The 23,176-nt window shown below is 70.8% G+C and carries 17 protein-coding genes and 2 pseudogenes; 10 read left to right on the plus strand and 9 right to left on the minus strand.

Annotated features, from left to right (window positions below):
- Positions 1 to 9 precede the first annotated feature (9 nt).
- From WJ438_RS32210 to mshC, 3 genes are all read left to right on the plus strand, one after another.
- Positions 10 to 600: a DUF3090 domain-containing protein gene (locus tag WJ438_RS32210; RefSeq protein WP_406728339.1), complete on the plus strand. Its 591-nt coding sequence runs from the start codon at positions 10 to 12 to the stop codon at positions 598 to 600.
- Positions 564 to 1,397, plus strand: coding sequence for an SCO1664 family protein (locus tag WJ438_RS32215; RefSeq protein ID WP_406728340.1), 834 nt, complete (start codon positions 564 to 566; stop codon positions 1,395 to 1,397). Before WJ438_RS32210 ends, WJ438_RS32215 begins: the two co-directional genes overlap by 37 nt.
- A 170-nt stretch (positions 1,398 to 1,567) precedes the next feature.
- Positions 1,568 to 2,797: a cysteine--1-D-myo-inosityl 2-amino-2-deoxy-alpha-D-glucopyranoside ligase gene (gene mshC, locus WJ438_RS32220; protein WP_406728341.1), complete on the plus strand. Its 1,230-nt coding sequence runs from the start codon at positions 1,568 to 1,570 to the stop codon at positions 2,795 to 2,797.
- A 77-nt stretch (positions 2,798 to 2,874) separates the two neighbouring features.
- Here mshC and WJ438_RS32225 read toward each other — a convergent pair whose 3' ends face one another.
- From WJ438_RS32225 to WJ438_RS32250, 6 genes and pseudogenes are all read right to left on the minus strand, one after another.
- Complete coding sequence (locus WJ438_RS32225; RefSeq protein ID WP_406728342.1) at positions 2,875 to 3,861, minus strand: PAC2 family protein; 987 nt, start codon at positions 3,859 to 3,861, stop codon at positions 2,875 to 2,877.
- 180 nt (positions 3,862 to 4,041) lie between these two features.
- A pseudogene (locus WJ438_RS32230) lies at positions 4,042 to 4,672 on the minus strand (FadR/GntR family transcriptional regulator).
- Positions 4,673 to 4,918: 246 nt separating this feature from the next.
- Positions 4,919 to 6,535, minus strand: coding sequence for a glycerol-3-phosphate dehydrogenase/oxidase (locus WJ438_RS32235; RefSeq protein WP_406728343.1), 1,617 nt, complete (start codon positions 6,533 to 6,535; stop codon positions 4,919 to 4,921).
- Positions 6,536 to 6,564: 29 nt separating this feature from the next.
- Positions 6,565 to 8,100 (minus strand): glycerol kinase GlpK, encoded by a 1,536-nt coding sequence (gene glpK / locus WJ438_RS32240; protein ID WP_406729873.1) that lies wholly within the window; start codon positions 8,098 to 8,100, stop codon positions 6,565 to 6,567.
- 110 nt (positions 8,101 to 8,210) lie between these two features.
- The gene (locus WJ438_RS32245; protein WP_406728344.1) at positions 8,211 to 9,005 is read right to left on the minus strand and encodes an MIP/aquaporin family protein; all 795 of its coding nucleotides are present in this window, start codon (positions 9,003 to 9,005) and stop codon (positions 8,211 to 8,213) included.
- 405 nt (positions 9,006 to 9,410) lie between these two features.
- Positions 9,411 to 10,175, minus strand: a complete 765-nt coding sequence (locus WJ438_RS32250; RefSeq protein WP_406728345.1) for an IclR family transcriptional regulator — start codon at positions 10,173 to 10,175, stop codon at positions 9,411 to 9,413.
- 296 nt (positions 10,176 to 10,471) lie between these two features.
- Here WJ438_RS32250 and metH point away from each other — a divergent pair, with 296 nt between their 5' ends.
- From metH to WJ438_RS32265, 3 genes and pseudogenes are all read left to right on the plus strand, one after another.
- On the plus strand, positions 10,472 to 13,993 hold the full coding sequence (gene metH, locus WJ438_RS32255) for a methionine synthase (RefSeq protein ID WP_406728346.1): 3,522 nt from the start codon (positions 10,472 to 10,474) through the stop codon (positions 13,991 to 13,993).
- Positions 13,994 to 14,115: 122 nt separating this feature from the next.
- A pseudogene (locus WJ438_RS32260) lies at positions 14,116 to 14,846 on the plus strand (HAD family hydrolase).
- Between the two features lie 443 nt (positions 14,847 to 15,289).
- Positions 15,290 to 16,891: an ABC transporter substrate-binding protein gene (locus tag WJ438_RS32265; RefSeq protein WP_406728347.1), complete on the plus strand. Its 1,602-nt coding sequence runs from the start codon at positions 15,290 to 15,292 to the stop codon at positions 16,889 to 16,891.
- Between the two features lie 161 nt (positions 16,892 to 17,052).
- Here the strand turns inward: WJ438_RS32265 and WJ438_RS32270 are convergent, their stop codons facing one another.
- Together WJ438_RS32270 and WJ438_RS32275 are read right to left on the minus strand one after the other, a co-directional pair.
- Positions 17,053 to 17,724, minus strand: coding sequence for a response regulator (locus WJ438_RS32270; protein WP_406728348.1), 672 nt, complete (start codon positions 17,722 to 17,724; stop codon positions 17,053 to 17,055).
- Between the two features lie 69 nt (positions 17,725 to 17,793).
- Complete coding sequence (locus tag WJ438_RS32275) at positions 17,794 to 18,717, minus strand: RecB family exonuclease (protein WP_406728349.1); 924 nt, start codon at positions 18,715 to 18,717, stop codon at positions 17,794 to 17,796.
- Between the two features lie 237 nt (positions 18,718 to 18,954).
- On the opposite strand from WJ438_RS32275, the gene WJ438_RS32280 reads away from it, so the two are divergent.
- The 4 genes from WJ438_RS32280 to WJ438_RS32295 all read left to right on the plus strand — a co-directional run bounded on the left by WJ438_RS32280 (position 18,955) and on the right by WJ438_RS32295 (position 22,585).
- Positions 18,955 to 19,707, plus strand: coding sequence for a hypothetical protein (locus WJ438_RS32280; RefSeq protein ID WP_406728350.1), 753 nt, complete (start codon positions 18,955 to 18,957; stop codon positions 19,705 to 19,707).
- The gene (locus WJ438_RS32285; protein ID WP_406728351.1) at positions 19,707 to 20,837 is read left to right on the plus strand and encodes a site-2 protease family protein; all 1,131 of its coding nucleotides are present in this window, start codon (positions 19,707 to 19,709) and stop codon (positions 20,835 to 20,837) included. The genes WJ438_RS32280 and WJ438_RS32285 overlap by 1 nt, the downstream gene beginning before the upstream one ends.
- Before the next feature lie 57 nt (positions 20,838 to 20,894).
- Entirely contained in the window at positions 20,895 to 21,797 is a 903-nt protein-coding gene (locus WJ438_RS32290; protein ID WP_406728352.1) for a tRNA (adenine-N1)-methyltransferase, read from the plus strand.
- Positions 21,798 to 22,006: 209 nt separating this feature from the next.
- Positions 22,007 to 22,585: a hypothetical protein gene (locus WJ438_RS32295; RefSeq protein ID WP_406728353.1), complete on the plus strand. Its 579-nt coding sequence runs from the start codon at positions 22,007 to 22,009 to the stop codon at positions 22,583 to 22,585.
- 79 nt (positions 22,586 to 22,664) lie between these two features.
- Here WJ438_RS32295 and WJ438_RS32300 read toward each other — a convergent pair whose 3' ends face one another.
- Complete coding sequence (locus WJ438_RS32300; RefSeq protein WP_406728354.1) at positions 22,665 to 22,970, minus strand: ferredoxin; 306 nt, start codon at positions 22,968 to 22,970, stop codon at positions 22,665 to 22,667.
- Between the last annotated feature and the right edge of the window lie 206 nt (positions 22,971 to 23,176).

Here is a 23,176-nt window from a genome sequence, read left to right on the forward strand (position 1 = left end):
AGACAGGACGTGTCCCGTCAGGTGTTCCTCTACGACAAACCGGAACGTTTCGTGGCCGGTACGGTCGGACTGCCAGGGCGCCGTACGTTCTTCCTCCAGGCCTCAGCCGGCTCCCGGGTGACCAGCGTGGCTCTGGAGAAGACCCAGGTCGCCGCGCTCGCCGAGCGCATGGACGAACTGCTCGACGAGGTCGTACGCCGTAGCGGGGGCAGCGCCGCGGTGCCCGCCATGGCACCGGCCGAGATCGCCGACACGGCCCCGCTGGACGCCCCCGTGGAGGAGGAGTTCCGCGTCGGCACCATGGCCCTCGCCTGGGACGGCGAGGAGGAGTGCATGATCGTCGAGGCGCAGGCACTCGTCGAACTGGACGCCGAGTCCGAGGAGGACCTCGCCGAGGCGGAGGAGCGACTGCTCCAGGACGAGGAGAACGGGCCCCCGATGCTCCGGGTCCGGCTCACCGGCGTCCAGGCCCGCGCCTTCGCCAAGCGCGCCCTCGACGTCGTCAACGCGGGACGGCCGCCGTGCCCGCTGTGCAGCCTCCCCCTCGACCCGGAAGGACACGTATGTCCGCGCCAGAACGGATACCGCCGCGGGGTGTGACCACCGTCGACCCCGCCGACGCGGTGCTGCTCGCCGAGGGCGAGCTGACCGTCCGTGGACGCATCCGTGAGGCGTCGAACGCGGCGCTGTACTGCACCGTCACCCACGAGGGCCGCGAGGCCGCCTGCGTCTACAAGCCCGTCGCGGGGGAGCGCCCCCTGTGGGACTTCCCCGACGGGACACTCGCCGGGCGCGAGGTCGCGGCGTACCAGGTCTCCGAGGCGACCGGCTGGGGGCTCGTGCCGCCCACCGTGCTGCGGGACGGGCCGCACGGCGAGGGCATGTGCCAGCTGTGGATCGAGGCCACGCCGGAGGCGGAACTGCTCGCACTGGTGGACGGGGAGGAGCCCGGACCCGGCTGGAAGGCGGTCGGGTTCGCCGAGGTGGGCGAGGGGCGCACCGCGCTGCTCGTGCACGCCGACGACGTACGGCTGCGGCGGCTGGCCGTCCTCGACGCGGTGATCAACAACGCCAACCGCAAGGGCGGGCACCTTCTGCCCACGCGGGACGGCCGGCTCTACGGCATCGACCACGGGGTCGCCTTCAACGCCGAGGACAAGCTGCGCACCCTGCTGTGGGGCTGGGCGGGGGAGCCGCTGACCGAGGAGGCACGCGACGTCCTCGAGGTCCTCAGGAAGGCACTCGCCGAAGACGGCGCGCTGGCCGGCGCGCTGGCCCCGCTGATCACCCGCGCGGAGATCGACGCGACGCGCGCGCGTGTGGCGTCCCTGCTCGACTCCGGCACCCATCCGGAGCCCGGCGGCCGGTGGCCGGCGATTCCCTGGCCACCCGTGTGACCCGAGCGCCGGCCGTGCACCCCACCCGCTCCACGCCCCCGCACACGCGGCCCCGGCGCGCGGCTCCCGCGCGCCGGGGCACGTCCGGCGGCGATGCGCGAGAGTGCCTTCCCGGTCGTCTGGGCTGCTCCGGTTCGTATTGAGGACCGCGGTCCGGTTACGCTCATGGGATGCATGCCTGGCCCGCTTCCGAGGTCCCCGCCCTTCCCGGTCAGGGGCGCGACCTGAGGATCCACGACACCGCGACCGGGGGTCTGACCCCGCTCGACCCCGGCCCCGTCGCCCGTATCTACGTCTGCGGCATCACCCCGTACGACGCCACCCACATCGGACACGCCGCGACGTACAACGCGTTCGACCTCGTGCAGCGCGTGTGGCTCGACACCAAGCGGCAGGTTCATTACGTCCAGAACGTCACCGACATCGACGACCCGCTGCTGGAGCGGGCCGAGCGGGACGGCGTCGACTGGGTCGCGCTCGCCGAGCAGGAGACCCAGCTCTTCCGCGAGGACATGACGGCCCTGCGGATGCTGCCGCCGCGGCAGTACATAGGTGCGGTGGAGGCGATACCCGGCCTCGTCCCGCTCGTCGAACGACTGCGCGACCTCGGCGCGGCGTACGAACTCGAGGGCGACGTCTACTTCTCCGTGGAGTCCGACCCGCACTTCGGGCGGGTCTCGAACCTCGACGCGGCCGCCATGCGGCTGCTGTCCGCCGAACGCGGCGGCGACCCGGACCGTCCGGGCAAGAAGAACCCCCTCGACCCGATGCTCTGGTCGGCTGCCCGCGAGGGCGAACCCAGCTGGGACGGCGGGTCGCTCGGCAGGGGCCGCCCCGGCTGGCACATCGAGTGCGTGGCCATCGCCCTCGACCATCTGGGCATGGGTTTCGACATCCAGGGCGGCGGTTCCGACCTGGCCTTCCCGCACCACGAGATGGGCGCCTCGCACGCCCAGGTGCTCACCGGCGAGTTCCCCATGGCCAAGGCGTACGTCCACGCCGGCATGGTCGCCCTGCACGGCCAGAAGATGTCCAAGTCCAAGGGCAACCTGGTCTTCGTGTCCCGGCTGCGGCGCGACGGCGTGGACCCGGCGGCGATCCGGCTGGCGCTGCTCGCCCACCACTACCGCGCCGACTGGGAATGGACGGACCAGATCCTCCTGGACGCCGGGACCCGGCTCGGACACTGGAGGGCCGCCGTCTCCCGCCCCGACGGTCCGCCCGCCGAGGCGCTCGTGGAGGAGATCCGCGAGGCCCTGTCCAACGACCTGGACGCCCCGGCCGCCCTGGCCGCCGTCGACCGCTGGGCCGTGGCCCAGGAGCGGAACGGCGGCACGGACGCGGGCGCGCCGGGCATCGTCTCCCGCGCGGTGGACGCCCTGCTCGGCGTGGCACTGTAGCCGCCGGCACACCGCGACAGGCGCGAACGGCCGAAGGGGGCGCCCCGTCCACGGACGGGGCGCCCCCTTCGTACCGGTCACTCCTCCGAGGAATCCTCGCCGTCCGCGTCCGGCTTCGGCGGCTTCGGCGAGCGGGGTCGGCCGCCCGGACCGTCCCGCCGGAACGACGGGCCGTCCGCGCCGTCGGCCGTGGCGTGCCCACCGGGCTGCGGCGAGCCGGACCCACCGTCACGGCGGCGCAGATAGCGCTCGAACTCGCGGGCGATCGCCTCGCCCGACGCCTCCGGCAGCTCGGCGGTGTCCCGGGCCTCCTCCAGCGACTGGACGTACTCCGCGACCTCGCTGTCCTCCGCGGCCAGTTGGTCCACTCCCACCTGCCAGGCGCGCGCGTCCTCGGACAGTTCGCCCAGCGGGATGCGTACGTCGATCAGGTCCTCGAGCCGGTTCAGCAGGGCCAGCGTGGCCTTCGGGTTGGGCGGCTGCGACACGTAGTGCGGGACCGCCGCCCACAGCGACACCGCCGGGACACCGGCGTGCGTGCACGCCTCCTGGAGGATGCCGACGATCCCCATGGGGCCCTCGTACTTGGTCTCCTCCAGATCCATGCGGCGGGCCAGGTCCGGATCGGACGTGGTCCCGCTGATCGGGACCGGACGGGTGTGCGGGGTGTCACCGAGCAGGGCGCCCAGGACGACCACCATCTCCACCCCGAGTTCATGGGCGAACCCCAGCAGTTCGTTGCAGAACGAGCGCCAGCGCATGGACGGTTCGATACCGCGGACCAGCACCAGATCGCGTGGCTTGTCGCCGCCGACCCGGACCACCGACAACCGTGTCGTCGGCCAGGTGACCTTGCGGACCCCGCCGTCCATGAACACCGTGGGCCGGTTCACCTGGAAGTCGTAGTAGTCCTCGGCGTCCAGCGCCGCGAACACCTCGCCCTTCCATTCCCTGTCCAGATGCGCGACCGCGGTGGAGGCGGCGTCGCCGGCGTCGTTCCAGCCCTCGAACGCGGCCACCATGACCGGGTCGATCAGCTCGGGAACCCCCTCGAGCTCGATCACCCAGCGCCTCCTTCCGACGTGCCCTCGCGTACGCCCCAACCTTACGGCGTGCCGAGGGGGCGTACGCAGCCCCCTCGCAGGGGGAATGACCGAACACTGCCCCGGGAGGCACCCGGAAACACCCGCAGTGGTCCGAGCTGTCCGGGAGCGCGACCGGCTCACAGTGCGGACGCGAGGGTGTCAGAGCGTGGACCGCGGCCACTGTTCCACGCTCGCGATGCGCACGGTCGCCCACGACCGCGCCGCCTCCGCGTCCCGGTCCCGCAGGGCCGCCAGGATGGCCCGGTGCTCACGCAGGGTCCGGCCGACCGCGTCCTCCTGGGTCAGTCCCCCCGCCGGACGCGGGTCCGGGTGGCCGGGCCGGACAGGCCGTCGAGCGGGGAGCAGAGCACGGAGTTCCCGGAGCCCCGCACGATGCCCCGGTGGAAGTCCGGATCGGCGCGACCGGGTCCTCCACCGACGGCTCGTCGCCGAGCCGGTCCCACCGTTCCGCCGGCTCGCCCAGTTGCTGCTCGCCGATCAGGGGCGCCGCGGCCGTCGCCGCCGGCTCCAGGATGCGGCGTACGGCGAGGAACTCCAGCACCGTGTCGTCCCGGTGGAAGTCGACGACGAAACTCAGTGCCTCCAGCAGCAGTGGGGGATCGAGACCGGTGACATACGTGCCGCCGCCCTGCCGCACGTCCAGAATCCGGATCAGGGACAGCGCGCGCACCGCCTCCCGCGGGGAGTTGCGCGACAGCCCCAGTCCGGCGGCGAGTCCGCTCTCCTTGGGCAGCCGGTCGCCGGGACGCAGCGCACCGGAGACGATCATTCCCTTGATCTTCTCGATCGCCTCGTCGGTGACTGCCGTCCCGGCCTCCCTTTGCGGACCAGACGTCCGATGTGTCCGGGCCACTGTGCGGGGCCTTCGAGGAGAGCCGCGACCGTCCGTACAGGAGCGCGTGGAGGGCGCCGCCGGACGCGGGGCGAAAACGGAAGGGGCGGCTCCGTCGGCGCGGAGCCGCCCCTTCCCGGCGTCGGCTCCCGTGCGGACGAGCCGGCCGCACGCGCCCTGCCCCTACTTCTTGTCGAGCAGGTCCTGGACCTCGGCGCGGACCTCGCCCGTGGCCAGCCCCCGGATCGTCAGGGTCGTGCGGCGGCGGAGCACGTCGTCCGCCGTCTCGGCCCACTCGTGGTCCCGGGCCCAGACGACCTGCGCCCAGATCTCCGGGGCGTCCGGGTGGACGCGCCGGGCCAGCCGCGGGTCGTCGTTGGCCAGCCGGGCGATGTCGAAGGCCAGCGAACCGTAGTGGGTCGCCAGGTGCCGGGCGGTGTCCGCCGCCATCCGCGGGCCGGGTGCCGGGTGGTCGACCAGCAGCCGGTGGGCGACCGCGCGCGGATTGGCCACACCGGGAAGCGGCAGCTTCCTCGGCAGCGAGGCGACCGGCTCGAAGTCGTCGCCCAGCGGGTGGCCCGGCAGCTCCTGGAGCTTGCGCATCACCGTACGGCCGATGTGACGGAAGGTGGTCCACTTGCCGCCCGCGACGGACAGCATCCCGCCGCGGCCCTCGCTGACGACCGTCTCCCGCTTGGCCTTCGACGTGTCCCCGGGGCCGCCCGGCAGCACCCTCAGGCCCGCGAACGAGTACGTGATCAGATCGCGGTCCAGCTGCTGGTCGCGGAGGGAGAACGCGGCCTCGTCGAGTATCTGGGCGGTGTCCTTGTCGGTGACCGCGACATCCGCCGGATCGCCCTCGAACTCCTCGTCGGTCGTGCCGAGCAGCAGCATGTCCTCCCAGGGGAGGGCGAAGGTGATGCGGTACTTGTCGATCGGCGTGGCCAGGGCGGCCTTCCACGGGGAGGTCCGCTTCAGGACCAGGTGCGCGCCCTTCGACAGCCGGATGGACGGTGCCGCGTTCGGGTCCTCCATCCGGCGCAGGTGATCGACCCACGGCCCGGTCGCGTTCAGCACGAGACGGGCGTCGACGCCGAACTCGTCGCCCGACAGCCGGTCGCGCAGCTCGGCACCGGTCACCCGGCCCCTGGTGAACCGCAGGCCCGCCACCTCGGCGTGGTTGAGGACGACCGCGCCCGACTCGGCCGCCGCGCGGACCGTCATCAGCGCCATCCGCGCGTCGTTCATCTGGTCGTCGCCGTACACGGCCACGGCCTTGAGGTTGTCGGTGCGCAGCTCCGGCACATCCCGCGCGGCCTTGGCCGGGGAGAGCAGATGGCCCACGCCGTCGCCGAACGCCGAGAGCGCCGAGTACGCGAGGACACCGGCGCCGAGCTTCGCCGCGCCGTGCGGCCCGCCCTTGTACACGGGGAGGTAGAACGTGAGCGGGTTCGCCAGGTGGGGGGCCACCTGGCGGGAGACCGCACGGCGCTCGAAGTGGTTCTCCGCCACCAGCTTCACCGCGCCGGTCTGCAGATAGCGCAGACCGCCGTGGAGGAGCTTGGAGGAGGCGGAGGAGGTGGCGCCGGCGAAGTCGCCGGCGTCCACCAGTGCCACCCTGAGGCCGGACTGCGCGGCGTGCCAGGCGATGGAGATGCCCAGGATGCCCCCGCCGATCACGAGAAGGTCGTACGACGCCTTGGCGAGCTGCTCCCGGGTCTCGGCCCGGCTCGGGTTCGAGCAGGAAGTCGGGCGCGTCCCCAGGGCAGGCACGGACTGCAGGGTGGACTGAGTGGTCATGTCGGGTTCTTGCTCCTCGTCGGGCTGTGTCAGTCTTCGTCGGCGAGCCAGCCCATGGTCCGCTCGACGGCCTTGAGCCAGCTCTTGTACTCACGGTCGCGGATCTCCGCGTCCATGCGGGGGGTCCACTCGGCGGCCCGTCGCCAGTTGGCGCGCAGGTCGTCGGTGTTGTTCCAGAAGCCGACGGCGAGGCCGGCGGCGTAGGCGGCGCCGAGGCAGGTGGTCTCGGCGACCATGGGGCGCACCACGGGCGCGTCCAGGAAGTCCGAGAGGGTCTGCATCAGCAGGTTGTTGGAGGTCATGCCGCCGTCGACCTTGAGGGCGGTCAGCTCGACGCCGGAGTCCTTCGTCATGGCGTCGGCGATCTCCCGGGTCTGCCAGGCGGTGGCCTCCAGGACGGCGCGCGCGAGGTGCGCCTTGGTGACGTACCGGGTCAGGCCCGCGATCACACCGCGGGCGTCGGAGCGCCAGTACGGGGCGAACAGACCGGAGAAGGCCGGCACGAAGTAGGCGCCGCCGTTGTCCTCGACCGAGAGTGCGAGCGTCTCGATCTCGGCGGCGGTGGAGATCAGGCCCATCTGGTCACGCATCCACTGCACCAGCGAACCGGTGACCGCGATGGAGCCCTCCAGGGCGTAGACCGGCTTCTGGTCGCCGATCTGGTAGCCGACGGTGGTCAGCAGGCCGCTGTAGGAGTTGATGATCTTGTCACCGGTGTTCATCACCATGAAGGTGCCGGTGCCGTACGTCGACTTGGTCTCGCCCTCGGCGAAACAGGTCTGGCCGAACAGGGCGGCCTGCTGGTCGCCGAGTGCGGAGGCGACCGGTATGCCGCCGAGCAGGTCGCCCAGGCTGCCGCCCTTGATCTCGCCGTAGACCTCGGAGGAGGAGCGGATCTCGGGCAGTATCGCCGTCGGGACGCCGATGGACTCGGCGATCCTCTCGTCCCACTGCATGGTGTGCAGGTTCATCAGCATCGTGCGGGACGCGTTGGTGACGTCGGTGACGTGGTGGCCGCCGTCCGTACCACCGGTCAGGTTCCAGATGACCCAGGTGTCCATGGTGCCGAAGAGGATGTCGCCCGCCTCGGCGCGCTCCTTGAGACCGTCGACGTTGTCGAGCAGCCAGCGGGCCTTGGGGCCGGCGAAGTAGGAGGCGAGGGGGAGACCGGTCTCGCGGCGGAAGCGGTCCTGGCCGACGTTGCGGCCGAGCTCGCGGCACAGGGCGTCGGTGCGGGTGTCCTGCCAGACGATGGCGTTGTGGACGGGCTCACCGGTGTTCCTGTCCCACAGGACGGTGGTCTCGCGCTGATTGGTGATGCCGATCGCCCTGATGTCGTCCCGGGTGATGCCGGCCTTCTCGATGGCACCGGCGACGACCTCCTGGACGTTGGTCCAGATCTCGGTGGCATTGTGTTCGACCCAGCCCGGCTTGGGGAAGATCTGCTCGTGTTCCTTCTGGTCGACGGCGATGATGCGGCCGTCGCGGTCGAAGACGATGCAGCGGGAGGAGGTCGTGCCCTGGTCGATGGCGGCGATGAACGGGCCGTGGCCGTGGGAGGTGATGCCGGCGGTCTGGTCGTCGGTCACTGTGTGCTCCTGGAGGTTCCTTGGTTGAGGGGCTGTACGTACGGCGCTTCCACAAGACTCGGGGTGCGGCGGCGGCCGGGTCGCCCTCAGGCGAGGGCGACGTTGTAGAAGCCTGCCGCGAGGGCGCCGCCGATCAGCGGACCGACGACCGGAACCCAGGCGTAGGACCAGTCGGAGCCGCCCTTGTTGGGCAGCGGCAGCAGGGCGTGCACGAGGCGCGGACCGAGGTCACGGGCCGGGTTGATCGCGTAGCCGGTCGGGCCGCCGAGGGACAGACCGATGGCGACCACCACGAGCGCCGTGATCAGGCCGCCCAGCACCCCGAGGCCGTTGCCCTCGGCGTTCAGGCCCTGGGTGAGCACGGCGAGCAGCAGCACCATGGTGCCGATGATTTCCGTGGCGAGGTTCTGCACCGCGTTCCGGATCTCCGGACCGGTGGAGAAAATGCCGAGCACAGGGCCGGCGCCCTTCTCCCGCGCCTCCACGGCCTTGGCCGCGGTGGCCTGAGCGCCCGGACCGCCGACGATCTCCTTGTCGGTCAGGTGGGCCTGGAACTGTCCGTAGTACGCCACCCAGACCAGCGCCGCGCCGATCATCGCGCCGAGGAACTCTCCGGCGAAGTAGACCGGAACGTTGCCCCACTCGCCGTCCTTGATGGCGAGAGCCACGGTCACGGCCGGGTTGAGGTGGGCGCCGGAGAGCGGCCCCGCGATGTACACCGCCGTCATGACGGCGAAGCCCCACCCGAAGGCGATGGCGAGCCAGCCGGCGTTACGGGCCTTCGAGGCCTTCAGCGTCACGGCGGCGCAGACGCCACCGCCGAGCAGGATGAGTATGGCGGTACCGAGGGTCTCGCCGATGAAGATGTCGGAGCTGGACACCCGCGACTCCTTTGTCCTTCGTCCAGGGAAGCCGACCCCCGGGTCCCTCCGGGGATTGGCGCCCTCAGGGATGAGAGCGATGCCGGCCCTTGGCGTTGTCACACCCTAGCGCGTATTGCCGGTAGGTGTTCGACAATGCCGACCGATGGACGGGAGTCTTTCTCCGCTTCATGCACACGTCAAGGGTTTGGTTGTCGAAAGTGTGATCGTTGTTTATTGCGCAGAGTTGTTGATCTCCACCGCAGATCTGCCGGTATCCGACCGGTTCGCCCGACCTCGGGTGCGGCGACGGCCGGGACGCCGTGCGGCGTCCCGGTCCGCTCTTCGGAGTGTGTTCGTCCTGTCAGTGCCTGTCAGTGCCTGTCAGTGCCTGTCAGGATTTGTCCGTGCCCGCCCGGACCCTGCTCAGAACCGCCGGGCGCCCAGGTCCCGCGACACCGCGCGGGCGCAGTCGCGCACCGCCGCGATCAGCTCCGGACGCAGCTCGCCGCCCTGTCGCAGCCGCTCCACCGCGCCCGTGACGCCGACCGCGCCGACCGGCATCCGCCGCCGGTCGTGGACGGGGGCCGCGATCGAGGCCACGCCCTCCCAGGTCTCCTCGACGTCCGCCGCGTACCCCCGCGCGCGCGTGAGGTCGAGGATGTGCTCGAGGGCCTCCGGCTCGCACACCGTGCGGGCGGTGAACGCCTCGCGGTCGGCTTCCAGTGCCTCGCTGTGCGCCACCGGGTCGTAGGCCGCCAGCACCTTGCCCAGGGCCGTGGAGTGCAGCGGCTGCATGGCCCCTATCTCCAGGACCTGCCGGCTGTCGTCGGGGCGGAACACGTGGTGCACGATCAGCACGCCCTGCTGGTGCAGCACGCCGAGATAGACGCTCTCGCCGCTGGAGCGGGCCAGGTCGTCCGTCCACACCAGGGCGCGTGCCCGCAGCTCGTGCACGTCGAGGTACGTGGTGCCCAGGCGCAGCAGCTCGGCGCCCAGCTGGTAGCGCCCGGAGGCGTCGTCCTGCTCGACGAAGCCCTCGTGCTGAAGGGTGCGCAGGATGCCGTGGGCGGTGCCCTTGGCGAGGCCCAGGGACGAGGCGATGTCCGACAGGCCGAGCCGCCGCTCGCCGCCCGCCAGCAGGCGCAGCATCGCCGCCGCCCGTTCGAGCGACTGGATGTTCCGTGCCATCGCCGTGCTGCCTCCGTCCCCTTCGACCGTCGCGCCGCGCGGTCGCTGCCAGTGTTCGGCAATGCCGAACACTACCGCTCGATGCCGACCTGCCGCCAACGGTCCGCCGCCATCCGCCGCGTCACCCGTACGCGGCACGCCGGGACCCGGCCATCCTCGTCCGGCCAGTGGACGTCTTGAACATCGGGGCGCGGTCCCCGATACCCTGGCGGCGTGCCCCTGCCCGGGAGCGCCATGAGGGTGCTTTCCGGACAGCCGCAAAGCCGACAGCCGTCGCACCTGAGGGAGCCCCATACATGGCCTCGTTGCCGCTGACCCCTTCCGCCGACAGCCGGAACCGTGTGTCCGCCCTCCGAGAGGCGCTCGCCACCCGAGTGGTGGTCGCCGACGGAGCGATGGGCACCATGCTCCAGGCACAGGACCCCACACTCGAAGACTTCGAGAACCTCGAGGGCTGCAACGAGATCCTGAACCTGACCCGCCCGGACATCGTCCGTTCGGTCCACTCCGCGTACTTCGACGTCGGTGTCGACTGCGTCGAGACCAACACCTTCGGGGCCAACCACAGCGCCGCGTCCGAGTACGACATCGCCCACCGCGTGCACGAGCTCTCCGAGGCGGGTGCCCGCATCGCCCGCGAGGTTGCCGACGAGCACACCGCGCGCGACGGCCGCACCCGCTGGGTACTCGGCTCGATCGGCCCCGGCACCAAGCTGCCGACCCTCGGCCACATCACCTACGGCACGATCCGCGACGGCTACCAGGCCAACACCGAGGGCCTCCTCGCGGGCGGTGCGGACGCGCTCATCGTGGAGACCACGCAGGACCTCCTCCAGACCAAGGCGTCCGTCCTCGGCGCCCGCCGCGCCATGGAGGCGACCGGCGTGGAGGTGCCGCTGCTGGCCTCGATGGCGTTCGAGACCACCGGCACCATGCTCCTCGGCTCCGAGATCGGCGCCGCGCTGACCGCGCTGGAGCCGCTCGGCATCGACATGATCGGCCTGAACTGCTCGACGGGCCCCGCCGAGATGAGCGAGCACCTGCGCTACCTCACCCGGCACTCGCGCATTCCCCTGCTGTGCATGCCCAACGCCGGCCTGCCGATCCTCACCAAGGACGGAGCCCACTTCCCGCTCGACCCCGAGGGCCTGGCCGACGCCCAGGACACCTTCGTCCGCGACTACGGCCTGTCCCTGGTCGGCGGCTGCTGCGGCACCACCCCGGAGCACCTGCGCCTGCTGGTGGAGCGCCTGCGGGGCGTCACCCCGCCCGAGCGGACCCCCCAGCCGGAACCGGGCGCCGCCTCCCTCTACCAGAGCGTGCCCTTCCGCCAGGACACCTCTTACCTCGCGATCGGCGAACGCACCAACGCCAACGGCTCCAAGAAGTTCCGTGAGGCCATGCTCGAGGGCCGCTGGGACGACTGCGTGGAACTCGCCCGCGAACAGATCCGCGAGGGCGCGCACATGCTCGACCTCTGCGTCGACTACGTCGGCCGCGACGGCGTCGCCGACATGGAGGAACTGGCCGGCCGGTTCGCCACCGCCTCCACCCTGCCGATCGTGCTGGATTCCACCGAGGTCCCCGTCATCCAGGCCGGTCTGGAGAAGCTCGGCGGCCGGGCGGTCATCAACTCGGTGAACTACGAGGACGGCGACGGCCCCGAGTCCCGCTTCGCGCGCGTCGCGCAGCTGGCCCAGGAGCACGGCGCCGCGCTGATCGCGCTCACCATCGACGAGGTGGGCCAGGCCCGCACCGCCGAGAAGAAGGTCGAGATCGCCGAACGCCTCATCGCCGATCTGACCGGGAACTGGGGCATCCACGAGGAGGACATCCTCATCGACTGCCTCACCTTCACCATCTGCACCGGCCAGGAGGAGTCCCGCAAGGACGGCCTCGCCACCATCGAGGGCATCCGCGAACTGAAGCGGCGCCACCCCAAGGTGCAGACCACTCTGGGACTGTCCAACATCTCCTTCGGCCTCAACCCGGCCGCCCGCATCCTGCTCAACTCCGTCTTCCTGGACGAGTGCGTCAAGGCGGGGCTGGACTCGGCGATCGTGCACGCGTCGAAGATCCTGCCCATCGCCCGCTTCAGCGAGGAGGAGGTGACCACCGCCCTCGACCTGATCCACGACCGGCGCCGCGAGGGCTACGACCCGCTGCAGAAGCTGATGCAGCTCTTCGAGGGAGCCACCGCCAAGTCCCTGAAGGCCGGCAAGGCCGAGGAACTGGCCGCGCTGCCCCTGGACGAGCGCCTCAAGCAGCGGATCATCGACGGTGAGCGCAACGGCCTGGAGACCGACCTCGACCAGGCACTCGAGACCCGCAAGGCCCTCGACATCGTCAACGACACGCTGCTGGACGGCATGAAGGTGGTCGGCGAGCTGTTCGGCTCGGGCCAGATGCAGCTGCCGTTCGTGCTCCAGTCCGCCGAGGTGATGAAGGCGGCCGTCGCCCACCTCGAACCGCACATGGAGAAGGTCGAGGACGGCGAGGACGTGGGCAAGGGCACCATCGTCCTGGCCACGGTCCGCGGCGACGTGCACGACATCGGCAAGAACCTGGTCGACATCATCCTGACGAACAACGGCTACAACGTGGTCAACCTCGGCATCAAGCAGCCGGTCTCGGCGATCGTGGACGCCGCCGGCGAGCACCGGGCCGACGTCATCGGCATGTCCGGGCTGCTGGTGAAGTCCACGGTGATCATGAAGGAGAACCTGGAGGAGCTCAACCAGCGCGGCCTGGCCGCCGACTACCCGGTCATCCTGGGCGGCGCCGCCCTGACCCGCGCCTACGTCGAGCAGGACCTGCACGAGATCTACCAGGGCGAGGTCCGCTACGCCCGCGACGCCTTCGAGGGCCTGCGCCTGATGGACGCCCTCATCGGCATCAAGCGCGGTGTGCCCGGCGCCAAGCTCCCCGAGCTGCGGCAGCGCCGGGTCCGCGCGGCCACCGTGGAGATCGACGAACGCCCCGAGGCCGGGCATGTCCGCTCGGACGTCGCCACCGACAACCCGATCCCCGAGCCGCCGTTCTGGGGCACCCGGGTGGTCAAGGGCATCCAGCTCAAGGAGTACGCGAGCTGGCTCGACGAGGGCGCCCTGTTCAAGGGCCAGTGGGGTCTGAAGCAGGCCCGCACGGGCGACGGGCCGACGTACGAGGAGCTGGTGGAGACCGAGGGCCTGCCCAGGCTGCGCGGCCTGCTGGACCGGCTCCAGACGGACAACCTGCTGGAGTCGGCCGTCGTGCACGGCTACTTCCCGTGCGTCTCCAAGGACGACGACCTGATCGTCCTGGACGACGCGGGCAACGAACGCACCCGCTTCACCTTCCCGCGCCAGCGCCGCGGCAGGCGCCTGTGCCTGGCCGACTTCTTCCGCCCGGAGGAGTCCGGGGAGACGGATGTCGTCGGCTTCCAGGTCGTCACCGTAGGCTCCCGCATCGGCGAGGAGACCGCGCGGATGTTCGAGGCCAACGCCTACCGCGACTACCTCGAGCTGCACGGGCTGTCCGTGCAGCTGGCCGAGGCGCTCGCCGAGTACTGGCACGCGCGCGTGCGCTCCGAGCTCGGGTTCTCCGGTGAGGATCCGGCCGCGATGGAGGACATGTTCGCCCTGAAGTACCGGGGCGCACGCTTCTCCCTCGGGTACGGCGCCTGCCCCGATCTGGAGGACCGTGCCAAGATCGCGGAGATGCTCCAGCCGGAGCGCATCGGAGTCCACCTGTCCGAGGAGTTCCAGCTGCACCCCGAGCAGTCCACGGACGCCATCGTGATCCACCACCCGGAGGCCAAGTACTTCAACGCCCGCTGATTGCCCGGACTCGCGGGGCACAAGAAGCGGCTGCGTCGCGCACGACGTACACTGGTCGGTCCAGCACAGGCCGGTTCCCCTTAGGGGAACCGGCCTGATCGTCCCTTGAAGGAGGTACGTGGATGACCAGTACGGTCCCGGTTCCCGCGCTCGGCTCTCTCCCGCAAGTCCTCGACTACTCCTCCCCGGCCGGAGGCTCCCCCTGCAGGCCGTATTCCTGGACATGGACGGCACCCTGGTCGACACCGAGGGCTTCTGGTGGGACGTCGAGGTCGAGGTGTTCGCCTCCCTCGGCCACGCCCTCGACGACTCGTGGCGCCACGTCGTGGTCGGCGGCCCCATGACCCGCAGCGCGGGCTTCCTCATCGAGGCGACCGGGGCCGACATCCCCCTGGCCGAACTGACGGTACTGCTCAACGACGGCTTCGAGGACCGTATCTCCCATGCTCTGCCGCTGATGCCCGGTGCCGCCCGGCTGCTCGCCGAGCTGTCCGAGTACGGCATTCCCACGGCCTTGGTCTCCGCCTCGCACCGGCGCATCATCGACCGGGTACTGACCTCGCTGGGCGCCCACCACTTCTCGCTGTCGGTCGCCGGTGACGAGGTCCCGCGCACCAAACCGCACCCCGACCCGTACCTGGCCGCAGCCCTCGGTCTCGGCGTGGACCCCGTGCGGTGTGCCGTCGTCGAGGACACGGCGACCGGCGTGGCCGCCGCCGAGGCCGCAGGCTGCCAGGTCGTGGCGGTGCCCTCCGTGGCCCCCATCATGCCGGCCGCCCGGCGGACCGTCGTACCGTCACTGGAAGCGGTCGACCTGACCTTTCTGCGCGGGCTGATGACAGAAATGCGCTAGGCGTTCACCCCGCGTGGAGCGGGCTGAGGGATCGGAATTTCCCGGGGCCCGCGTTCTGGTCGGCGGGGTGTGTCCGAAGGAATTCGGATCGCTACCGGCTGTTGAGTTCCGGTACCGCCGACCCGGTTTTCTGTGTGAGGTTCACCACCTTTTGACGGGTCGGCAGGGGGGCGGCATGTGGTGTCCGCCCCATTTCTGAGGTCATTCGCGTTCCCTTGTGTCCTGGTTGGTGGAACGCTGCCCCAATCCTGCTCCGTCCACGTTCGCCGGTGCGTTCACACCCGGTTCCGCTGCGTGAGGGAAGCTCAACTCCGGACGCTGCGAACCTTCCTGCGGGCGCGGACTAATGTCATCGCGAGAACATCGCCCCCATCCCCGTGGCCGGCAGCAACACCCCCTGTATGCCGCATACACGGAGTCGACAGCTCTGGAGAAACTCGAGCATGAACCGCAAGACTTTGGTGCTGGCGACCGCGATCGGTCTGCTCGCGCCGGTACTCGCCGGCTGTGGCGATACCGGTGGCGGGAGCGGCGGCGACGCGATCGCCGTGGGCACCACGGACCGGTTCATCGTCTCGAAGGAGGAGCCCGCGCCGGTCGACCCGGCGTACGCCTACGGTGTCGACACCTGGAACATCCTGCGCCAGACGGTGCAGACCCTGCTGATCCAGCCGCGTGGCGACGGCGAGCCGGTGCCCGAGGCCGCGGAGAGCTGCGGTTTCACCGACTCCGGCAACGAGCGGTACAGCTGCACCCTGCGCGAGGGCCTGAAGTTCTCGGACGGCACGCCCCTCACCGCCGCCGATGTGAAGTTCTCCATCGAGCGCGCTCTCTCGATCCAGGCCGACAGTGGCGTGTTCGCGCTGCTGTCCACGATCGACACCGTCGAGACGAAGGGTGACCGCGAGGTGATCTTCCACCTCAAGTCGTCCGACGCCACCTTCCCCTACAAGCTGGCGACCCCGGTCGCGGGCATCCTCAGCGAGGAGAAGTACGACAAGGACAAACTGCGCGCAGGTTTCGACGTCGACGGATCCGGCCCGTACACCTTCGAGACCGAGGTCGAGGAAGGCGAACTGGTCCGCGCCACCTTCGCCAAGAACCCCTCCTACAAGGGGTCCTTGGAAGTGGGCAACGAAAAGGTCGAGATGGTCTCCTTCGAGAGCGCCGAAGCCATGGGCGAGGCACTCGAGAACGAGGACATCCACGTCATGACCCGGAGCATGTCGCCGGACCAGATCCGGGGACTCGGCAACGCCAACGAGGGCACCATCGACCTCGTCGAGTCGCCGGGCCTGGAGATCCGCTACCTGGCCTTCAACATCGAGGCCCCCAGCGTGGAGACCAAGGCCGTCCGCCAGGCCATGGCCCAGATCATCAACCGCAGCGAGCTGGTCGCCAAGGTCTACGGCTCCCAGGCCGAGCCGCTGTACTCGCTGGTCCCCGCGACCGTCACCGGTCACTCCAACGCGTTCTTCAACAAGTACGGCGACCCCGACGTCTCCAAGGCCCGCCGACTGCTGGAGAAGGCCGGTATCGCCACCCCGGTGAAGATGACGATGCACTACACGACCGACCACTACGGTCCCGCGACCAAGGCGGAGTTCGAGCAGCTCAGCAAGCAACTCAACGACAGCGGCCTGTTCCAGACCGACATCAAGGGCGCGGCCTGGGACACCTTCCGGCCGGACGGCCAGAAGGGCAAGTTCGACGTCTACGGCATGGGTTGGTTCCCCGACTACCCGGACGCCGACGCGTTCCTCGCGCCGTTCCTGGACGAGGACAACTTCCTCAACTCGTCGTACGCCAACAAAGAGATCCGTAAGGAACTCATCCCGAAGTCCCGTCGTCAGGCCGACCGCCTCTCCGCGGCCGACAGCCTGAACGCCATCCAGGACATCGTCGCGGAGGACGTGCCCGTGCTGCCCCTGTGGCAGGGCAAGCAGTACATCGCCGCACGTGACGACGTCACCGGCACCGCTTACCTGGTCAACTCCTCCTCCCTGCTCCAGCTGTGGGAGCTGGGACGTGGCGTGAGCGGCTGACGCCGCAGAGCCCCGACCGGGCGTACACACACCGAGGGCGCCTCCCACTTCCGTGAGTCGGGAAGTGGGAGGCGCCCTCGGTGTGTGGATTCGGTGGGGGGAGGAGAGCGCGGCGGCCCCGAGCGGAGTGGGGAGCGGGCCGGGCGCCGGGCGGGCAGGAACTACTGCGCCCCCGGGCGCACCAGACCGCTCTCGTACGCGTACACCGCGGCCTGTACCCGGTCACGCAGCCCCAGCTTCGTCAGGACGTGACCGACGTGCGTCTTCACGGTCGTCTCACTGACGAACAGGTCCGCTGCGATCTCCGCGTTGGACAGCCCCCGCGCCACCAGCTTCAGCACCTCGACCTCACGGTCGGTCAGGGTGTGCAGGGTGTCCGGCATCGGCTCGTCACCGGACGGCAGATGCGTGGCGTACTTGTCCAGCAGCCGGCGCGTGATGCTCGGGGCCAGCATCGCCTCACCGGCGGCCACCACCCGGATCGCCTGCACCAGTTCATCGGCCGGGGCGTCCTTCAGCAGGAAGCCGCTGGCACCCGCCCGCAGCGCCTCCACCACGTACTCGTCGAGATCGAACGTCGTGAGCACCAGCACCTTCGCCGGGCCGTCCCGCTCCGGACCGGTGATCTGCCGGGTGGCCTCCACCCCGTCCATCCGCGGCATGCGGATGTCCATCAGCACCACATCGGGCTGCAGCGCCCGCACCTGGTCCTGGGCCTGGAGGCCGTCTCCGGCCTCGCCGACGACCGCGATGTCCTGCTCGGCCTCCAGGATCATGCGGAAGCCCGTACGCAGCAGCGGCTGGTCGTCAACCAGTAGGACGCGGATGGCCACGTAAGTCTCCTTCGCTAGTCCGCCCCCATTGTGCCCTGCGTACCCCGCCCCTCTTGCCTCCGGGGCACGTCAGCCGACGCCGGACCCGGCCGCCCGCACCGGCAGCGGATACGGCGGGGGAGTGCCGCCGAACTCCGGGCAGTGCGCCCGGTGGTCGCACCAGCCGCACAACTTGGTGGGACGCGGCCGCCAGTCACCCGTCTCCGTGGCCAGCCGGATCGCCTCCCACAGGGCCAGCAGCTTGCGCTCGACGCGCTCCAGATCGGCGCGGACCGGGTCGTACGTCAGCACATCACCGCTGCCCAGGTACACGAGCTGAAGCCGGCGCGGGATCACCTTCTTCAGCCGCCACACCACCAGGGCGTAGAACTTCATCTGGAACAGCGCGCCCTCCGCGTACTCCGGCCGGGGCGCCTTGCCCGTCTTGTAGTCGACGATCCGCACCTCGCCGGTGGGCGCCACATCCACCCGGTCGATGATGCCGCGCAGCCTCAGCCCGGAGTCCAGCTCGGCCTCGACGAACAGCTCCCGCTCGGCGGGCTCCAGCCGGCTCGGATCCTCCAGGGTGAACCAGCGCTCGACCAGTTGCTCCGCCTCCGCCAGCCAGCGCGCCAGCCGCTCACCCTCCGGGTCCTCGGCGAACAGCTCCACGACCTCCGGCCTCGACTCCCGCAGCCGGTCCCACTGGCCCGGGACCAGCGCCTTCGCCCGCGGTGCCGTGCGCTCGGCGGCCGGGGCGTCGAAGAGGCGCTCCAGCACCGCATGCACCAGCGTGCCCCGGGTCGCGGCCTCGCTCGGCTTCTCCGGCAGGCGGTCGATGACCCGGAACCGGTACAGCAGCGGACACTGCATGAAGTCACTGGCACGCGACGGGGACAGCGAGGCGGGCGGCGCGGCGGCCGTCTCGGACAGGGGCCCGGCCACCACCGGCGGATCCGCCGCCACGACCGGCATGCTGTCGGGCCGTCCCGCGCCCTCGGTGCTCGTCTCCATACCCATAGACCTTACGACCCGGCGTTGACAGTGACCCGCACACCAAGGGTGACCGCAGGGAGAGAAGGGGAAGCAGAGAAGGGGAAGCAGAGAAGGAGAGGGAAAGGGGAGCGGGCGCGGTGACGGACGGGAAGAGACAGGGGTGCCGAGGCGAGACGTGTGGCGACGGCCGCATACCATCGACACCAGACCCTCCCGTCCGGCAGGCACGGGAGACGCAGCGACGAGGGGACACCGGTGGACGCAAGCGGCGGACGCGGGCAGCCGCGATCCGGCAACGACGAGCCGGCCGAGCGCCACGTGGGGGCTCCGGCGGGCGCACCCCCCGAGGACGGGGGCCGCTTCGACCCGGCCGGAACCACCCCGAGCACCCCCGACGACCGCCACCCGTCGGTCCCCGGCGACGCTCCGTCACGGACCGGCGGCACCCCGGCGGAGACCGAGGACACCCCGGTTCCGGCGGACACCGGAGCCACGCCACGGAGCGGGGAACCCGCGCGGCTTCCTGCCCAGGGCATCGACGCCCACCCGCAGAACCCGCGGGGTTCGGTCGGCCCGGACCGTGCGGGGGAGCCGGGCGAGTCGAGTCGGCCCGCCGAGCACCGTGATCCGCGGACCCCGAACAAGGGTGATTTCTCCGGCAACGAGACGGCCGAGCCGCCGCCCCCCCACCGCGCCCCCGACCCGGCGGCCCACGCCCCGTCGGGCGGTCGGACGGGGGCAGAGTCCGACGCCCCGTCCGACAGCCGCGAGGCCGGTCCAGCCCCCGACGCACCGTCGGCCGACCGGTCCGCCACCGACCCATGGTCGAAGCCGCCGTCCCCCGCGGACGACGGCCGGTCCGAGCCGCCGGCCCCGAGGTTGCTCCGCGGGACGGCCACCGGTCCGCGCCATCCGAGCCCCACCGCGCCGACCGCCCCCTCGCCCACTCCGGATCCGGCAAGGCGTCCGCACCGCGTCCCCCGGAGCAGCAGCGCGGTGGGCTGCTGATGGGACGCCCGTTCGGCGTGCCCGTCTACGTCGCCCCCAGCTGGTTCCTCGTCGCCATCCTGATCACCTGGGTCTTCGGCAGCCAGATCGACCGCGTGCTGCCCGAACTCGGTGCCGCCAGCTATCTGGTCTCACTGTTCTTCGCCGTCGCCTTCTACGCCTCCGTGCTCGTTCACGAACTCGCCCACACCCTCGCCGCCCTCCGCTTCAAGCTGCCGGTGCGCCGCATTCAGCTCCAGTTCTTCGGCGGCGTCTCCGAGATCGAGAAGGAGGCGGAGACACCCGGGCGGGAGTTCGTGCTCGCCTTCGTGGGCCCCCTGCTCTCCCTCGTCCTGTCCGGCCTGTTCTACGTCGCCCTGCTCGCCGTCGAACCCAGCTCCGTACCCGGCGTCCTGCTGGCCGGCCTGATGATCTCCAACCTCATCGTGGCCGCCTTCAACCTCCTGCCCGGCCTCCCCCTCGACGGCGGACGCATGCTCCGCGCGGTCGTCTGGAAGCTCACCGGCAAGCCGATGACCGGCACCATCGCCGCCGCATGGGTGGGCCGCGCCCTCGCCGTCTCCGTCCTGATCGGCCTCCCCCTGCTCACCCAGTCCGGAGCTCTCGGCTCCGCCGCCGAGGACAGCGTCGGCATGGACACCGTCCTCGACGCGCTGCTCGCCGCCATCCTCGCCGCGATCATCTGGACCGGCGCCGGCAACAGCCTGCGCATGGCTCGCCTGCGCGAACACCTTCCCGCACTGCGTGCCCGCGCCCTCACCCGCCGCGCGGTGCCCGTCGAGACGGACACCCCGCTTTCCGAGGCCCTGCGCCGCGCCAACGCCGCCGGAGCCCGGGCCCTCGTCGTTGTCGATCCCGACGGCACCCCGCTCTCCCTGGTGCGCGAGGCCGCCATCGTCGGCGTACCCGAACACCGCCGCCCCTGGGTGGCGGTCAGCGGACTCGCCCAGGACCTCACCGACGGCATGCGCGTCTCCGCCGACCTCGCGGGAGAGGACCTCCTCGAGGCCCTGCGCGCCGCCCCCGCCACCGAGTACCTGGTCGTCGAGGCCACCGGCGAGATCTACGGTGTCCTGTCCGCGGCCGACGTCGAACGGGCCTTCGTCAAGGCCATGGCCCGCCCCGCCTGACACCCGCCCCGCCCTCGAGTGGTCAGTGGCCCACGTCGGGACCGGTAGGCTGGTCACATGTCCGAACCGACCGGTGCCGCCCGCCGCCGTGGGCCCTTCAAGGTCGGGGACCAGGTACAGCTGACCGACCCCAAGGGCCGCCACTACACGTTCACGCTCGAGGCCGGGAAGAATTTCCACACCCACAAGGGTTCCTTCCCCCACGACGAACTGATCGGCGCACCCGAGGGCAGCGTTGTCCGCACCACCGGGAACGTCGCCTACCTCGCGTTGCGCCCCCTGCTCCCCGACTACGTCCTGTCCATGCCCCGCGGGGCAGCCGTCGTCTACCCCAAGGACGCGGGACAGATCCTCGCCTTCGCCGACATCTTCCCCGGCGCCCGCGTCGTGGAGGCAGGCGTCGGCTCCGGCTCGCTCAGCAGCTTCCTGCTGCGCGCCATCGGCGACCAGGGCATGCTGCACAGCTACGAACGCCGTGAGGACTTCGCCGAGATCGCCCAGGCCAACGTGGAGCGTTACTTCGGTGGCCCGCACCCCGCCTGGCAGCTCACCGTCGGCGACCTCCAGGACAATCTGTCCGACACCGACGTCGACCGTGTCATCCTCGACATGCTCGCCCCCTGGGAATGCCTGGAGGCCGTCTCCAAGGCGCTCGTCCCCGGTGGCATCCTCTGCTGCTACGTCGCGACCACGACCCAGCTCGCCCGGACCGTCGAGTCCATCCGCGAGATCGGCTCCTTCAACGAGCCGACCGCCTGGGAATCCATGATCCGCAACTGGCACATCGAAGGACTGGCCGTCCGCCCGGACCACCGGATGATCGGCCACACCGGCTTCCTGCTCACCGCCCGCCGCCTCGCCGACGGGGTCGAACCCCCCATGCGCCGCCGCCGCCCCGCCAAGGGCGCCTACGGCGAGGACTACTCGGGACCCAACGCCGACGCGGGCACCGCCCGCTGACCCGTCCCACCACCCCGACAACGCACCGGCGCCGTGGCGCAGTTCCCGGACCGCACCGGGAACTGCGCCACGGCGCCCTCATGTTGACGCGACGGCGGCCTACCCGGATCCCGCGCCAGAACCGCACACCCCGCCGTTCCCCCGCACTGTGACGTGTGGCACGATGCTGGCCACCCCCACCGGCACAGCCCTCACAGGAGACACTCCTCGTGCAGTCATCCGCCGTCCCGGAGCTCGCCCACACGCACACCCGCCCGATCCACTGGGTCGCCACCGCCACGGCCGTCGCCGGAGTCGTGGCGCTCTCCGGCCTGATGCAGCCCCGAGCCGCGACCGCGGCCCAGACGCCCGCCCCGCAGACCAGGAGCGCCCCGGCGCACATCGTCCCGCCGGACCCCGCGGACGTCGAGTTCCCGATCCGATGCGGTCCGGTGCAGGCCGTGGTCAAGGAGGAGGCGGCCGGCGACCTCGACGGCGACGGACGGCCCGAGACCGTGGCGGTCGTCCACTGCGACGCGTCCATGGGCACCCCGCCCGACGGCATGTACGTCCTGACCGAGGCCGCCGGAGCCGACACACCACGCGTGGTGGCCACCCTCGTCGACCCCAAGGACCGCACCAACGTCGACGACTTCGCCGTACGCGACGGCGAGATCACCGCGGTACTCCTCGGCTACTCGTCCTCCGACATACCCAGTTGCTGCCCCGACGTGCGCAAGAGCCTGAAGTGGCACTGGGACAACGGCACGTTCGTCCAGTCCGCGCCCTCCGACGCCCGGAGCGTGTGAACCACGCGCGCGTGAGAACGAACGCGCGAGAACGAACATGCGAGAAACCAGACAGGGGTGACGGAAGGTGTCAAACCGGTCACCCGGCGTCCGGCCCGTACACCTCCACGCCGTCGGCCACGCGCCGCACATGGATGCACTCGCCCGGACACTCCTTCGCCGAATCGACCACATCCGGGAGAACCGGCAGCGGCACCCGCGCCGTCGCCCCCTCGGCCTGCAACAACTCGTCGTCCGGGCCCTTCACGTAAGCCAGACCGTCGATGTCCAGCTCGAACACCTCGGGCGCGTACTGCGCGCAGATGCCGTCACCGGTACACAGGTCCTGGTCGATCCAGACCTCCAAGGCCTCGGCGTCGACTTCGGCCTCCTGCTGCACGCTCATCTCCCCTGCCGTCTCCCGCGGCGAACCGAACGGGAATCCGGCCAGCTCCGACGGGTGTTGAACACATCGACCCTACCTCCGCCGGGGTTCCCGTCATCCTCGGTGGGTATTCCCCTGGCGTGAGGGAGAGCGCAAGGGTGAAGATCGGACACTCCCGACAGTCTTTGTGATCTAGGGGTTTCAATCGACACCCGCCCAGGTAGGGT

The sequence above is a fragment of the Streptomyces sp. GD-15H genome (assembly GCF_045291515.1).
Classification (GTDB): domain Bacteria; phylum Actinomycetota; class Actinomycetes; order Streptomycetales; family Streptomycetaceae; genus Streptomyces.